This is a genomic window from Bacillus sp. AY3-1, from assembly GCF_008368785.1.
Lineage (GTDB): Bacteria > Bacillota > Bacilli > Bacillales > Bacillaceae_G > Bacillus_A > Bacillus_A wiedmannii.
In genome coordinates this window covers 33,215-47,742 of the sequence record NZ_QORZ01000009.1, presented here as the reverse complement: position 1 = coordinate 47,742, position 14,528 = coordinate 33,215, and the positions used below count along the sequence as shown (strand labels likewise).

13 protein-coding genes are annotated in these 14,528 nt (G+C 35.8%); 7 read left to right on the top strand and 6 right to left on the bottom strand.

Annotated features, from left to right (window positions below):
* Nucleotides 1-232: 232 nt before the first annotated feature.
* Nucleotides 233-1,420 (bottom strand): MFS transporter, encoded by a 1,188-nt coding sequence (locus DN389_RS05475; protein ID WP_098802126.1) that lies wholly within the window; start codon nucleotides 1,418-1,420, stop codon nucleotides 233-235.
* A 91-nt stretch (nucleotides 1,421-1,511) separates the two neighbouring features.
* On the opposite strand from DN389_RS05475, the gene DN389_RS05470 reads away from it, so the two are divergent.
* The gene (locus tag DN389_RS05470) at nucleotides 1,512-2,381 is read left to right on the top strand and encodes a LysR family transcriptional regulator (RefSeq protein WP_098802125.1); all 870 of its coding nucleotides are present in this window, start codon (nucleotides 1,512-1,514) and stop codon (nucleotides 2,379-2,381) included.
* Between the two features lie 584 nt (nucleotides 2,382-2,965).
* On the opposite strand, the gene DN389_RS05460 is transcribed toward DN389_RS05470, so the two are convergent.
* The 3 genes from DN389_RS05460 to DN389_RS05450 form a co-directional block, all read right to left on the bottom strand.
* A complete protein-coding gene (locus DN389_RS05460; RefSeq protein ID WP_149236887.1) occupies nucleotides 2,966-4,213 on the bottom strand; it encodes an MFS transporter in 1,248 nt (415 codons plus the stop codon).
* 235 nt (nucleotides 4,214-4,448) lie between these two features.
* Nucleotides 4,449-4,925, bottom strand: coding sequence for a GyrI-like domain-containing protein (locus DN389_RS05455; RefSeq protein WP_098189427.1), 477 nt, complete (start codon nucleotides 4,923-4,925; stop codon nucleotides 4,449-4,451).
* 125 nt (nucleotides 4,926-5,050) lie between these two features.
* A complete protein-coding gene (locus DN389_RS05450; RefSeq protein WP_046953594.1) occupies nucleotides 5,051-6,040 on the bottom strand; it encodes an NAD(P)/FAD-dependent oxidoreductase in 990 nt (329 codons plus the stop codon).
* A 462-nt stretch (nucleotides 6,041-6,502) separates the two neighbouring features.
* On the opposite strand from DN389_RS05450, the gene DN389_RS05445 reads away from it, so the two are divergent.
* The 5 genes from DN389_RS05445 to pepA all read left to right on the top strand — a co-directional run bounded on the left by DN389_RS05445 (nucleotide 6,503) and on the right by pepA (nucleotide 11,164).
* Entirely contained in the window at nucleotides 6,503-7,711 is a 1,209-nt protein-coding gene (locus DN389_RS05445; RefSeq protein ID WP_000856607.1) for an NAD(P)/FAD-dependent oxidoreductase, read from the top strand.
* Between the two features lie 124 nt (nucleotides 7,712-7,835).
* Nucleotides 7,836-8,342 (top strand): NUDIX hydrolase, encoded by a 507-nt coding sequence (locus DN389_RS05440; protein ID WP_149236886.1) that lies wholly within the window; start codon nucleotides 7,836-7,838, stop codon nucleotides 8,340-8,342.
* Nucleotides 8,339-8,656 (top strand): YuiB family protein, encoded by a 318-nt coding sequence (locus tag DN389_RS05435; protein WP_000027007.1) that lies wholly within the window; start codon nucleotides 8,339-8,341, stop codon nucleotides 8,654-8,656. Before DN389_RS05440 ends, DN389_RS05435 begins: the two co-directional genes overlap by 4 nt.
* An 86-nt stretch (nucleotides 8,657-8,742) precedes the next feature.
* Nucleotides 8,743-9,369: a 3D domain-containing protein gene (locus DN389_RS05430; protein ID WP_149236885.1), complete on the top strand. Its 627-nt coding sequence runs from the start codon at nucleotides 8,743-8,745 to the stop codon at nucleotides 9,367-9,369.
* Nucleotides 9,370-9,676: 307 nt separating this feature from the next.
* On the top strand, nucleotides 9,677-11,164 hold the full coding sequence (gene pepA / locus DN389_RS05425; protein WP_088080743.1) for a cytosol aminopeptidase: 1,488 nt from the start codon (nucleotides 9,677-9,679) through the stop codon (nucleotides 11,162-11,164).
* A gap of 239 nt (nucleotides 11,165-11,403) precedes the next feature.
* Here the strand turns inward: pepA and DN389_RS05420 are convergent, their stop codons facing one another.
* Nucleotides 11,404-11,763, bottom strand: a complete 360-nt coding sequence (locus DN389_RS05420; protein WP_003295594.1) for a hypothetical protein — start codon at nucleotides 11,761-11,763, stop codon at nucleotides 11,404-11,406.
* 90 nt (nucleotides 11,764-11,853) lie between these two features.
* Nucleotides 11,854-12,462, bottom strand: coding sequence for a sporulation-specific diadenylate cyclase CdaS (cdaS, locus tag DN389_RS05415; protein ID WP_001158729.1), 609 nt, complete (start codon nucleotides 12,460-12,462; stop codon nucleotides 11,854-11,856).
* A 186-nt stretch (nucleotides 12,463-12,648) separates the two neighbouring features.
* Here cdaS and DN389_RS05410 point away from each other — a divergent pair, with 186 nt between their 5' ends.
* Entirely contained in the window at nucleotides 12,649-14,376 is a 1,728-nt protein-coding gene (locus DN389_RS05410) for a phospho-sugar mutase (RefSeq protein ID WP_075312419.1), read from the top strand.
* Nucleotides 14,377-14,528 lie beyond the last annotated feature (152 nt).

Here is a 14,528-nt window from a genome sequence, read left to right as displayed (position 1 = left end):
ATAACTAAAATATTTATCAAATCCTATACTCATTAGTCATACTCTAATGAAAGTTTCCTAGTTCTCTTCTTCAATACAAAAGGCGTTAAATGCAAAGCGAACTTGATATTCGGTACGTTCGTTCTAATATACATTTCCTCTCCCTTCACAACTGCAAAGGTGGGTGATGATTTCCCATTTCAAAACCTTCAACAAGTTTTTGAAATGCTGGTATTGGAGAGTATTTTTATCCTTAAAATTGGTGATTGTTCATAAAATTCCCATTTAAATAGAAAGAATATCTGATAAAAATAAGTGCAAGTATACCGAATAATCCTCCAATCCAGCTTAAATTCACTATATTTGTATACTGAATAATGATTCCTCCTAATGCAGAACCTAGCATCATTCCAACATTCATTAAGGCGGTATTAAAACTGAGTACTGTTTCAGAGGATTGTGGTTTTAGTGAAATCAGATAAAACTGCTTTGCTGGTGTCGTTGTCCAAGTTGCTACTCCCCAACAAGCTAGTGTGATAAATACACCGACTGCCCTATACTGTGTAAATGTTAGTACAAATAAAGAGATGATATGAACACATAAACTTAATGAAATCGTTCGATTAGGTCCCCATCTGTCTACCGCATATCCTCCAAAGCGTGAGCCAATAAAAGCAAAAGTGCCTAAAACAAATAAAGCGATACTTGTCATTTCTATAGAAAAACCAGCAGTATGACTTAATAATGGAGCAATGTAGGCGAACACCATCGTATATCCTAAAATCCAAAAGATCGTTGTCATTAAACCAGTAAGGACTCGTTTATCTTTCATAATTTGTAGCTGTTGTGTAAATGGCAGCGGTTGGTTTCCTTTTATTGATGGTAATAATTTGTAAAGTCCTATTATTAAAAAAACTGTGCCAAGCGCAATGATTAAGAAAATATAGTGCCAATCAAAATGTCCAGCTAAAAATGTTCCGATAGGTACTCCAAGTACTAATGAAACAGTGAAACCTGTAATGACTGTTGCCATAGCACTACCTCTTTTTTCTGGAACTGCAATTTGCGCAGCATAATTGGTGGCAACAACAATGTATAACCCTCCACTCATCGCCATAATGACTCTGGATAACATAAGAAAGACAAAATTATAGCTAAAAAATGCAACTAGATTCCCTAGAATAAATATAGAGATAGCATATAAAAGTACTTTTTTACGATTCAATTTAGACGTTAGCATGACCAAGATCAAAGCTCCAATAGCATAAGATAAAGAATAAATCGTAATCAACTGACCAGCCATTGAAATTGAAATATCTAATTCAAAAGAAATCAGTTCTAAAATTCCAGAAACAACAAACTCTGCTGTTCCTGTTACAAAAGCCCCTAAAGCTAAAAGTATGATGATTAGTTGATTCATATTATTTTTCAATTTGTACATCTCCTTATATTTGAACTACTGTTTTTATTTTATGTTCCATGTTAACATAAGTAAAATTGATGTTTTTAATAAAGGAGATGAGTAATTACTCATGACTATTGTGCGCTACGAAATCATTGCAAAAGTGGTTGAGCTAGGAAGCTTTACAGAAACTGCTGAAACATTAAATATGACCCAATCTGCCGTGAGTCATGCAGTTGCGAGTTTAGAATCTGAATGGGGAGTTTCTTTATTAATTCGTGATCGAAAAAAAGGAATAACACTTACAGATATAGGACAAAAAATTCTGCCGCATATTAGAGAAATATTGAAAAGAGTGGAAGTCATTAATCAAGAAATTGCGCTTATGACAAGCTTGGAAACAGGTATTATTCGTATCGGCACTTTTGCAAGTGCTTCTGCCTGCTTATTGCCTAAATTACTTGCAAAATTCCGGAAAAAGCATCCTAAAATAGAATTTAAATTTTACGAAGGAACCTATGAAGAGATTACGGAATGGTTAGGTTCAGGCATTATTGACATTGGATTTGTAGTAAAAGGAAAATCAAACCCAAATTTCGATTTGGTTCCTTTGATTAAAGACAAGATGGTAGTCGCTTATCACCCTGATCATCAATTTCATTCTAAAGAAATAGTAGAAATGAATGATTTAATGTATGAATCCTTGATTATGCCAACAGGGATGTACCAATCACATGTTGAGGAATTATTTGCAGAAGCGCAAATTAAACCATCTATTCTTTTTGAAGTACACGACTGTACAACGATTGCTAATATGGTACAGGAAGGACTTGGCGTTACGATAGGTCCAGAATTATTTTTAAAGACACAGCAAAACATAAAAATCAGCACACTAAATATTGAGAACAGCCGTGAAGTAGCACTTGCCTGTCAATCAATTGCAAATGCTTCTCCTGCGGTTAAGGAATTTCTTCATGTGGCAAAAAATAGAAATTATTAATAAAACACTAAACTACTCCCCATAGTAAGCCAATCCTATTCATGGTTTGCGACGCTTTGAACGCCCAAACCATGGCAGGACTGGCCCTTTAGTTTAATAAGATATCCTACAATTCTTAAAGAATAGAAAACGAGAATACTGAGTACTAAAAAGATTTGAATGATAATTCCCACCACACTACAAATTAAACCGGAAGTAGCTAATCCACTAACACTTTGGTTTTTTTCTACAATTTCTTTTGTCGCTTTTCTAGCAACTACAACTCCTAAACCACCAAAAAAACCGATAAATGGTATTAGGATCTAAATAATACCAAGGTTTAAAGAAATTACCGAATTACTGTTTGTTTGAGCATTTACAACCATTTAGATTTCCCCCTTTACAACCCTTTAGTTTAAGGGAAAATCTTCACAATTTTTTTGCTCCATAATTATTTTCATTAAAATGTTACTCAAGAAAATGGCCCGTTTGTGGAACAAGAAAAAATCCTGCATATCAACACAGGATTTTTAATCAAACTTTATTATAAATTATCGATCTTTATTATAAATAATCAGACTTTTTTCAAAAGCTACACCAAGTAGTTAATCAAATTTTCTTACAACTGGAACACGAACCGCTACAAAGAGTACGAAGACGATAACGGCGATTGCACCGCTTTGCATAACGGTTACGATTGGAATTCCTATTGCAAGTGCGATTGATGTGAATGCATAAGAAAGCGGGATAAAGCCCATTGATGAGAGCATAAGTAAACTCATTACGCGTCCCATCATTTCTTCTTTTACTGTCGATTGAATCATCGCCATAAGCGGAACGATAGCCATTGCAATTGTAATACCGTAAAACATGCCAGCTAATAATGCTTGCCAAAGTACGGTGCTAAAGTTGATGGATAAGAAGAATACACCAGACAGTAGCATCATGATAATGCAAAATAGACCGCGTCTGCGATTAATATTTTTTAAACCGACAATGACAGCGCCTATCGCCATTCCGCCTCCTACAGATGCTTCTAAGTAACTAAACTGAAGCGAGTCACCGTGCAGAACATTTTTAACGAAAAGCGGGAAACCGACTTGCATCGGACCGATTAAAAATAAGTTTAAAAAGGCACTACAAATAAGGAAGGTTGAAAGGAATGGTGATTCCTTTACATATAAGATGCCTTCTTTAATAGAAGTGAACATGCCTTTGTCTGTATTTTGCTGTTCTGGCATCGTAAATTGTATTTTTTGAACGAGTATGGCTGCGACGATCAGTAATAAAATCGTGATCGAAAAGATCGTTTCATAGTTCGTAAATTTGATAAGAATTCCGCCAAGTACAGGACCTAAGATGACCGATGCTTGGTTTGACATTTGTGTAAGTGAATTTGCTTGTGTTAAACGGCTTTTTTCTACAAGTTCAGGTAAGATAGATCCATCAGCTGACCAGAAAAAAGCATCAGCAAGCCCAAAGAATAAAGCGAATAAAGCAAATGTATATAGTGTTACATCACCTACGATGAACCATGTAAGAATGGTTGCGACAAGAATAGCACGAATAATATTAGAATAAAACATAATGTTTTTTTTCGGGAATTTATCAGCTACAGCACCGCCGATAATCATAAAAATAAGCCTTGGAACACTAAGAGCTACGAAAACAACACCGAGTGAAGCCTCAAGGTTTAATGTTTTTGCTATGTACCACGTTTGTGAAAAAGTAAAAAAGGCTAAAGCAAAACTTGAAAAAAGAGTAGCTGCCCAAAGGAAAAGGAAATTCGTATTTTTTAATAATGGTTTCGCATTTTCTTTTAAAGCAGATTTATTTTGTTGTAGTTCCTCCATATTGCTTCCTTTCTATGTGACAAATTTAAACTAAAAAACCTATTAACAATCGTTTTATACAGTTTCTAATATTTCTATACTGCACTTTCTCATTGTAGACAATAATGTTGGGTTTGCACAGTGGCTATTTAACGACAAAAAAGAAGATACCAAAGGGTATCTTCTTTTTTGTCGTTCAGGCTAATGCATTATAATTAAATAACAAAAAAGAAGATAGTATCTTCTTTTTTGTCGTTCAGGCTAATGCAATATAAATATCTAATTGTACGTTGTTTGGATCTGTTGCTTTTTCATCATAAAGCTCAAAGTCTGTTGTAAAAGCACGTTTGTTTTCTTTTGACCATTTCCAAATATATTCCCAAGCCTCACAAACGACTTCAGCAACTGGTCCCTTTCTCGTTGTAAATACCGCATACGTAGCGGCAGGTATTGTTAAAATTGTCATATTTTCAGGAACGTCTTCTAATGAAGAAACGGGCATACCGATTGTAAATTGATATGTACCAGTTTCATCTGATTCGTAATTTGAGTAGAAAGCGAATGTTTCTTTCGTTTGTTGATTTGGGATGTGATGCATCATTTGTTCTTGGAAGTATTGGTTCCAGAGCCCTGGAATTTTTCCTTCAGTAGATGCCTCTTTTTCATTTGTCGTCGTAATCGAAACGCCGATTGCTTGGAAAGCTTCTTTTTTTACTATAATAGGTTCTTTCATTTTAAAATATCCCCCTCATCAAATAGAACGTTTGTTCTTATTTATTGTAACATATTTTGGAAGGATACGGTAGCACAATAACAAAAGAACTCCTTCACGTAAAAGGAGTTCTTTTCATTTCTATATTAAAACATACTAGAGCTGTGCATCGGTTGAAGTTTTGCGTTTGGATCGAAGTAAGCTTTTGCATTGTTTACTGCTGTTGGTGCTTCACCGAAGCCGCAAGCAATGAGTTTTACTTTTCCTTCATATGTACAAATGTCACCAGCAGCGTAAATGCCAGGAATATTTGTTTCCATTTTCGAATTCACGAGAATGCTGTTTTTTTGTATATCTAAGCCCCAGTTTTTGATTGGGCCAAGAGAGGAAACGAAGCCGTAGTTTACGATGACATCATCCACATCGATGATAATTTTTTCTTCTGTTTTTACATGCTGAAGAACGACTTGTTCAATGTTGTCATCACCAATGAGTTCTACTGGTATGTACGGTGTGCTTACTTCTGCACGAGAATTCATTAAGCTTTCTACGCTATGTTCATGTGCACGGAATTTATCACGGCGATGAACGATTGTAACTTTTTCAGCGATCGGCTCTAACATCATTGTCCAATCAACAGCTGAGTCGCCGCCGCCAAATACTACGACGCGCTTACCAGCAAATTTATTCATATCATCAACGAAATAATGTAAGTTTTTCTTTTCGTACTTTGTTGTACCTTCTAATTCTAAGCGGCGTGGTTGGAAAGCACCATTGCCAGCAGTAATAATAACTGATTTAGAATAGTGAGTTTGCTTATTCGTAACAAGTTTAAATATACCGTCAGCTTGTTTCTCAAGCGTATCAACAGCTTCTTCTAAACAAACGGTTGGGTCAAATTTCTTCATTTGCTCTTTTAAGTTATCGACTAACTCTTGTGCACGCACTTTCGGGAATCCAGCTACATCATAAATGTATTTTTCAGGGTAGAGTGCGGATAATTGTCCTCCAAGTTGAGGTAAGCTTTCAATTATTTTTACACTTGCTTGTCTCATGCCGCCATAAAATGCTGTGAACAGTCCTGTTGGACCACCACCAATAATTGTTATGTCATAAACTTTTTGATTTTCTGCCACTTTCATTCCCCCTATAGATGGAATTTTGATATTGATTTCATATATTGTTCATATGTACATGAAAATCCTGCAAATGATGACACTTTCAAATAAATGATAGCATACTTGAGTTCATAATACTTCTGAAAACGACTGAATTGTGTGTAAGTTTTCGCATAGATGCTTTTTTAATTGTATAAAATATGGTGAAAGGAAAATACATGAAAAAAAGGTTGAAAAACCCTTGAAAACGCTATGTTATTTTAAAATATTGATAATTCGCCAGACGCTTGAATTCTGGAATAAAACCGACTAATATAGGGAAGTATTATGTTAAATTTCTATGACAAAATTCGTACGATTTTTTGACTGCGTTTTGTTATGATATAGAATGTGATAAATTCCACATTCTTGACAAATAGAGTTTTTAGTACTTGGTATTATTTTTCATTACTATTATATAAAGAAAAGGGTTGTGATTTGGTGAAGACTCCAAAAATCGTAGTTTTAGGTGCAGGTTATGGCGGGATGATTACGACTGTTCGTCTGCAAAAAGCATTATCTGTAAATGAAGCTGAAATTACGTTAGTAAACAACAACAGCTATCACTACCAAGCGACTTGGTTACACGAGAGCGCAGCTGGTACATTACAAGATGAAAAAATCTGTCTAGATATTCAAGACGTTATTGATACAAATAAAGTGAACTTTGTACAAGATACAGTAGTAGAAATTAAAGCTGCTGAAAAACGCATTATCTTAAAAGACGGCGAGTTAGAGTATGACTACTTAGTAATCGGTCTTGGTTTCGAATCAGAAACATTCGGAATTACAGGGTTAAAAGAGCATGCATTCTCAATCGCTAACATTAATGCAACTCGTGAAATTCGTGAGCATATGGAAGCTAGTTTCGCTAAATATGCAACTGAACAACGCGATGAGTTAGTAACAATCGTTGTTGGTGGTGCTGGATTTACTGGTATCGAGTACGTAGGTGAGCTTGCAAACCGTGTTCCTGAACTTTGCAAAGAGTACAATGTACCACGTGAAAAAGCACGTATTATCTGTGTAGAAGCTGCTCCAACAGCACTTCCAGGTTTCGATCCGGCATTAGTAGAATACGCTGTAAAACAACTTGAGAAAAAAGGTGTAGAATTCCGCATCGGTACAGCAATTAAAGAAGCAACTGAAGAAGGTATTATCGTTGCAAACGGCGATGATACTGAATTAATTAAGTCTGAAACAGTAGTTTGGGCTGCGGGTGTTCGTGGTAACGGTATTGTAGAAGAGTCTGGCTTTGAAGCAATGCGCGGACGTGTAAAAGTTGATGAGTACATGCACGCTCCAGGATACGAAGATGTATTTATGGTTGGTGACGCAGCGTTAATCATTAACGAAGAAATTAATCGTCCATACCCACCAACGGCACAAATCGCAATTCAAGAAGGTTACAACATTGCACACAACTTAACTGTGTTAGTTCGTGGTAAAGGCGAAATGAAAAAATTCGCATTCGACAATAAAGGATCTGTATGTTCTTTAGGTCATGACGATGCAATGGGCGTTGTTATGGGCAAAAAGTTAACAGGTTGGAAAGCTTCCTTCATGAAGAAAGTTATCGATAACCGTTACCTATTCTTATTAGGTGGACCTTTATTAGTTCTTAAAAAAGGTAAATTAAAGTTCTTTTAATATATAATAGAAAAAGCAGAAACGGCTAAGAGCTGTTTCTGCTTTTTTCATTTTAAAAATATAGTATAATATATAAAAAAAGAAAGAATATTCTGTCCGTTCTAGTAGAGGAGGGTATTACATCATGGAGAAGCGAGGGAAAGTATGGCTAGCTGTTGGTGGCTTAGTAGCTACAAAAGATGGCAGGTGGCTGTTCGTTAAGAAAAAATACAGTGGATTAAAGGGGAAATGGTCTTTGCCGGCTGGTTTTGTAAATGAAGGTGAGACGGTTGATGAAGCTGTGAAACGTGAAGTGTTAGAAGAGACAGGTATCGTCGCTCATGTGAAGGGGATCATTGGTGTTCGATCGGGCGTGATTCGCAATGAGATTAGTGATAATATGATTATTTTCCTTTTGGAGCCTGAAAGAGAAAACATTATTGTACAGGAGAAGGAATTGTCTGAAGTAGCATTTTTACATCCAGATAAGATTGCGGACGATCCAAATACGTCTCTACTTATCAAATATTTGTTTGAAGGAAGATCAGAACTACATCTTGAGATGAACAAAACATTAGATCCAGGAGAGCAATTTGGTTATACAGCCTATCATGTATTTACGGCGCATGCGAAGGAGAGGGAGAAAGAGTGAGTATACCAGTACTACTTATTTCAATGATGTTATTTTTCATTTTGTTTTTTGGAATTGGATTTTTACTCAACATGATATTGCGAGCGACATGGGTAATGGTTATTGTATATCCGATTGTTTGTATACTTATTATTAATAAGGCGAGTGTGTGGGATTATTTTTCAAAGCCGAAAGAAACATTCTCTTCATTTGGGACAAGTGTATCGCATTTAGGGCAGGCAGATGTGTTTATTCTATCTACTGGATTAGTAGGTGCTGCTTTAGCCGGAATTGTCATTAAGAAACTTCGGAAAAGCGGATATCAAATGTTTTAATCTCCAATTCATTTGGGGATTATTTTTTTGCATATTCCTTCATCGTATAGGGAATGATTAACGATGAAGGAGTGTGGAATATAAAAATGTTAAAACGATATTGTATTCGCATTATGATGACTTGTTTACTTGTATCCTCATTATGCGTAACATGGAATGCTTTCACAGGAGTTTCTTTATTAGAGATTGTAAAGAAATATGAGGGAACGAGTGCAAAAGAAGTACATGCAGCAGAAGTTAAGAGAAATGTTGCTCCGAGTAAAGAAGTGATAAATGCTTTAGAGCAGGCAAACGACTGGTCTAAATATCGTTCAATTGAAATGACTGCAACAGGTTATACGTCGGGAATTGAGTCAACTGGTAAGAGACCGGGACATCCGGAGTATGGTATTACATATTCAGGAGTTAAGGTGAAAAGGGATTTATATTCCACAATCGCTGCGGACTTACGCGTATTCCCAATTGGAACGATTCTATTCGTACCAGGTTATGGGTACGGTGTAGTAGCTGATAAGGGCGGTGCAATAAAAGGAAACCGTCTTGATCTGTATTATGATACGGTGAAAGATGTTTATAGCCAATGGGGTAAGAAAAAAGTGAATGTGTATGTAGTGAAAGTTGGAAATGGTAAGTTTTCAGAAGAAGAGTTAACGATGTTAAATCAAGACGAAACGATGCAAGTGTTTCGTGGTCAATATTTAAAACAAAGATAGTCTAGTGGTAATTACGCTAGACTTTTTTATTTGATAATAGAAGAAATGGAAGAAAGATGGATTACCCCGCTATTTGTGGGCAGTAAAACCCCACCTCAAAATTCAGCGAAAGCAAAGAAATTAGGCGGGGGGCGGGCTACCCGTAAAAGTCCGGTTGGTGAAGGCTAATAATCAGTGGGGGATGAAGAAAAACACCACTGATTAAAGGTTCACTTTATATAGGATGTAACAGAAGTTAGAATTGTCGCATTTTATCGAAAATAAAGTTATAATAAAGGCAGAATAGAGAAATTTAGGGGGTCTGAACATGTTTCAAGTACAAAAAGAATTAGCAGGTCATGAAGCGGTAATTGTTGCCTTATTTGAAGAAGAGAAAACGAGTAGTTTTGTACAAGAACTGGACAAAGCGTTTGAAGGGCAATTACAAGTTTTATTAGAAGAGAAAGAACTTTCTACTAAGAAGAAAGCTATTTCAAAAGTACATAGTTTAGGAAAAACAAATGTAAAACGCTATTATTTCGTCGGTTTAGGAAAGAAAGAATCTTATACGACAGAAACGTTACGTGCGGCTCTTGGTAAGGCGTTTAAAACGTTACAGGCAGCAAAAGTACAAGATGCAGCAATCTTACTTGATTCTTTCGTAACAGAGAAATTAGATGTGATTGATGTAGCTCATATAGCGGCAGAAGTACAAGGTCTTGGTACATATGAATTACAAACGTATAAATCAGATAAAAAGGATCGTGTAGAGTTAGAGAAGTTCACGGCTATTACAGCGGAAGATGCACAGGAAATTGAAGCTGCATTAACAGTTGGCTACGTGCATGGACGCGCAACAAATTCGGCTCGTACACTTGTAAATATGCCACCAAACGTATTAACAGCGACGAAGCTTGCTGAGTATGCTGTTGAGTTAGCGGAAAAGTATGATATGGATTATAAAGTTCTTGAGAAAGAAGAGATGGAAGATCTTGGTATGGGTGCGTTACTTGCAGTAAACCAAGGTAGTACAGAGCCGCCAAAAATGATTGCTCTTATTTATAAAGGAAAAGAAGAGTGGACAGATGTCATTGGATTTGTTGGAAAAGGAATCACATACGATACAGGTGGTTATTCTTTAAAACCACGTGAAGGCATGGTCGGTATGAAAGGTGATATGGGCGGTGCTGCTGCTGTATTAGGTGCGATGGAAATTATCGGTGAACTTCGCCCAGAGCAAAATGTGATCGCTGTTATTCCATCAACTGATAACGTTGTAAGTGGTACAGCATTTAAGCCAGACGATGTAATTACATCTATGAGCGGAAAAACAATTGAAGTATTAAATACAGATGCAGAAGGTCGCCTTGCGTTAGCGGACGGTATTACGTATGCGAAAAAACTAGGTGCAAACTACCTTATTGATGTTGCGACATTAACAGGCGGTGTAATTGTTGCACTTGGAAATCATACGACAGGCGCAATGACAAACAATGAAGAGTTGTTTGAGCAAGTGCTAGAAGCTTCTATGGAAACGGATGAATCAATTTGGCAATTACCGATTTTTGATCGTGATAAAGAACGCGTTCGAAACAGTAAGTTTGCTGATTTAAATAACTCACCAGGCCGTGAAGGACATGCGGTTATGGCAGGTACATTCCTAGGTGAATTTGCTGAAGATACACCGTGGGTACACTTAGATATCGCTGGAACATCTGAAACGTCAGGAGCGCATGATTTAGGGCCGGCCGGGGCAACAGGTGCAATGGTACGTACACTTGCAACGTTTGTTGAAAGGTTTAGTGATGGAGAATAAGCAAAAAGATAAAGGTGAATGGTTGTTACAATTTATAAGCAATCATAAATGAAATAATAGCAAAGAAGATAATTGCATTGTTATTACTATGAGAAGTAAGTTTTTGATAACTGAATATTTTTATGAAGATTTTCCATATAAATTATTATTTTGTTTTAAACATTTATCCTGTAGTTTGATCCAAAGAAAATGACCTCCAAATGAATCGTAGATTCGTTCGAAGGTCATTTTTTAATAGTTTATTGATTATATCCGACAATTTTATTTGTATCGATATCGACGTACACTTCAACGTTTTTGGGATAGGACGTATCAGATGGGAAATGCACGAGGTAGACACTTCTCCCTTCATATTCTTCATTAAATTGACGGCTATTATGTTTATGCAATATTGTTTTGATCATTGTTGCATTTTCCCAATCACCGATAATATATTGCTTTTCTTGATTGGATAGTTGATTCCAAACTGCCTTTTTTATGCCTTTTTCTGTTTCTTGATTTTGATAGGAAATGTCTTTCGAATTATTCGTATCGATGCAACCTGTAAAAGTGAAGCATACGAAGAGTATTGTAATAAATTGCTGTAATATGTTCTTCATGGCTAGCATATCGCCTCCCTGTTCCCATACACTTCAATTAGCAGAAAGAAAATTCCTGCTATGCGAGGAAATATAAGTGTATTATATGTTTCATAATGAAAATGTATATAAGGTTCCATCTAAGGCAAATGACGTTATACCAGTTTCCTCAGATACAACAAAAATAAGTGCATCACTGACTTCAGAGAGTCCAATTGCTGCGCGGTGACGTGTTCCTAACTTTCGATTGGATGTCAAAGCTTGTTGCGATAAGGGTAGTATATTTGCTGCTGATATAATATGGTTATTTTTTACAAGAACAGCACCGTCATGAAGTGAGTTTCCAGGGTAAAAAATAGATTCTAGTAACGGAACTGTTAAATGAGCCTGAATTTCTATACCAGATTGGATATATGCTTCTAATGATTTTTCTCTTTCTATAATAATAAGAGCTCCATGGCGTTTTTGAGATAATTGCCTGATTGCAGTTAATAGTTGGATATAGCAATCTGTATATGGTGATAAATATGTTTTGAGATAGTAAGAAGCGGTTGTTGATTGAATTTGTAATAGTAATTTATGTATATCTTCGACTTTACATAAAAGGCATTTATCATTGTTCTCTAATGTGTTTTGCATATCTTGAAGTGCAAGGGAAATATCTTTGATAATCTCTTGGATATGTTGTTGTATTTCTGGTTTAAGCGCCCATTCTTGCATTGTACCTCACCTTATTCGAGAATATATTTATGTATAGCTTTTCAATTTATACAAAAAGTATTCATAAGGGGTGCTGTTTTATACATTTAATGTAAAAGTTTTTGTGAGTATTAAATATAGTATTGAGGAAAATATCATTTTCACCATATAATTAAATTGTGTTTGATTGAGAGGAGAGAATTTAAAATGGAATGGAAAAAAGAATATGAACGCTGGAATACATTTGCTAGTTTGGATATAGAGTTAAAACAAGAGTTAGAGGAAATGAAACAAGATGTAAAGAAAATTGAAGACAGTTTCTACAAAAATTTAGAATTTGGTACAGGCGGTATGCGTGGTGAACTTGGTGCTGGAACAAACCGTTTGAACGTATATACAGTACGTAAGGCGACAGAAGGTTTAGCTCAATTTATTGAGAAACAAGGAGAGGAAGCAAAAGCACGTGGTGTTGTTGTTGCGTATGATTCTCGTCATAAATCTCCAGAGTTTGCAATGGAAGTAGCTGCAACACTTGGTGCACATGGTATTAAAACATACGTGTTTGAAAGCTTACGCCCAACACCGGAGCTTTCATTTGCAGTGCGTTATTTACATACATATAGTGGAATCGTTCTTACTGCGAGTCATAACCCGCCAGAATATAATGGATATAAAGTATATGGAGAAGATGGAGGTCAATTACCGCCAAAAGAAGCAGATGAATTAATTTCTTATGTGGATGGTGTAAGTGATGAATTATTAGTAGAAGTTGCTAATGTTGAACAGCTGAAGCAAAATGGTTTGTTACAAATTATTGGACAAGATGTAGATGATGCATACTTGGAACAATTAAAAACAATTATTATTAATAAAGGCTTGGTAGAAAGCCAAGGGGAAGAATTAAAGATTGTTTTCACACCACTTCATGGTACTGCAAATCTCCCTGTTCGTCGTGGATTAGAAGCAGTAGGTTTTAAAAATGTAACGATTGTAAAAGAACAAGAACAACCAGATCCTAATTTTTCTACAGTAAAATCACCAAACCCAGAAGAACATGCAGCTTTTGAGTTAGCAATTCGTTATGGTACAGAGATTAAAGCAGATGTTCTAATTGCAACAGATCCAGACGCTGATCGTCTTGGTGTGGCTGTTCGTAATCATGATGGAGAATATCAAGTGTTAACAGGAAATCAAACAGGTGCTTTAATGTTAGATTACATGTTATCTCAAAAGAAAGAAAAAGGAATCTTGCCAGAGAATGGAGTTGTCTTAAAGACTATCGTTACCTCAGAATTAGGACGTACGGTGGCAAATTCTTATGGACTTGATACGATTGATACATTAACTGGATTTAAATTTATTGGAGAAAAAATTAAGCAATATGAAGAAAGTGGACAGTATAATTTCCAATTTGGTTATGAGGAAAGTTATGGTTATTTAATTAAGCCATTCTGTCGTGATAAAGATGCTGTTCAATCTGTTTTATTCGCATGTGAGGTTGCTGCATATTATAAGGCGCAAGGAAAGACATTGTATGATGGATTGCTTGAAGTGTTTGAAAAACATGGTTATTTCCGTGAGGGGCTTGTGTCATTGACCTTAAAAGGAAAAGATGGCGCAGAACAAATTCAAAACTTGATGACAACATTCCGTGAAAATTGTCCTGTAGAAGTAGCTGGTTTAAAAGTTACAATTGCTGAAGATTATAAAGCAAGCTTGAGAACAAAAATTATAGGGGATGGAACAGAGGAAATACATTTGCCACAATCAAATGTGTTAAAGTATTACCTTGAGGATGGTTCTTGGTTCTGCTTACGTCCGTCTGGGACAGAACCTAAAATTAAATTTTATTTTGGGGTGCAGGGAAGTACACTACAACATAGTGAAGAAAAGCTTGAAAGTATAAAGAATGATATTATGAATCGAGTTCAATAATATATAAAAAGCATGAGCATTAGGTGCTCATGCTTTTTTTGGGGAAACTTGGAATAAATGTTTCTTGATCGAATTTTTATCAAAATTTGTTTTTTTGTTGTCACAAATTGGACACAAACGGTAAATGCATTTAATTAAGTTCAGAATGAAAT

Coding starts and splice junctions, on each gene's coding strand:
- DN389_RS05475 (WP_098802126.1), bottom strand. CDS start 1,420: ATGTACAAATTGAAAAATAATATGAATCAACTAATCATCATACTTTTA.
- DN389_RS05470 (WP_098802125.1), top strand. CDS start 1,512: ATGACTATTGTGCGCTACGAAATCATTGCAAAAGTGGTTGAGCTAGGA.
- DN389_RS05460 (WP_149236887.1), bottom strand. CDS start 4,213: ATGGAGGAACTACAACAAAATAAATCTGCTTTAAAAGAAAATGCGAAA.
- DN389_RS05455 (WP_098189427.1), bottom strand. CDS start 4,925: ATGAAAGAACCTATTATAGTAAAAAAAGAAGCTTTCCAAGCAATCGGC.
- DN389_RS05440 (WP_149236886.1), top strand. CDS start 7,836: ATGGAGAAGCGAGGGAAAGTATGGCTAGCTGTTGGTGGCTTAGTAGCT.
- DN389_RS05430 (WP_149236885.1), top strand. CDS start 8,743: ATGTTAAAACGATATTGTATTCGCATTATGATGACTTGTTTACTTGTA.
- pepA (WP_088080743.1), top strand. CDS start 9,677: ATGTTTCAAGTACAAAAAGAATTAGCAGGTCATGAAGCGGTAATTGTT.
- DN389_RS05420 (WP_003295594.1), bottom strand. CDS start 11,763: ATGAAGAACATATTACAGCAATTTATTACAATACTCTTCGTATGCTTC.
- cdaS (WP_001158729.1), bottom strand. CDS start 12,462: ATGCAAGAATGGGCGCTTAAACCAGAAATACAACAACATATCCAAGAG.
- DN389_RS05410 (WP_075312419.1), top strand. CDS start 12,649: ATGGAATGGAAAAAAGAATATGAACGCTGGAATACATTTGCTAGTTTG.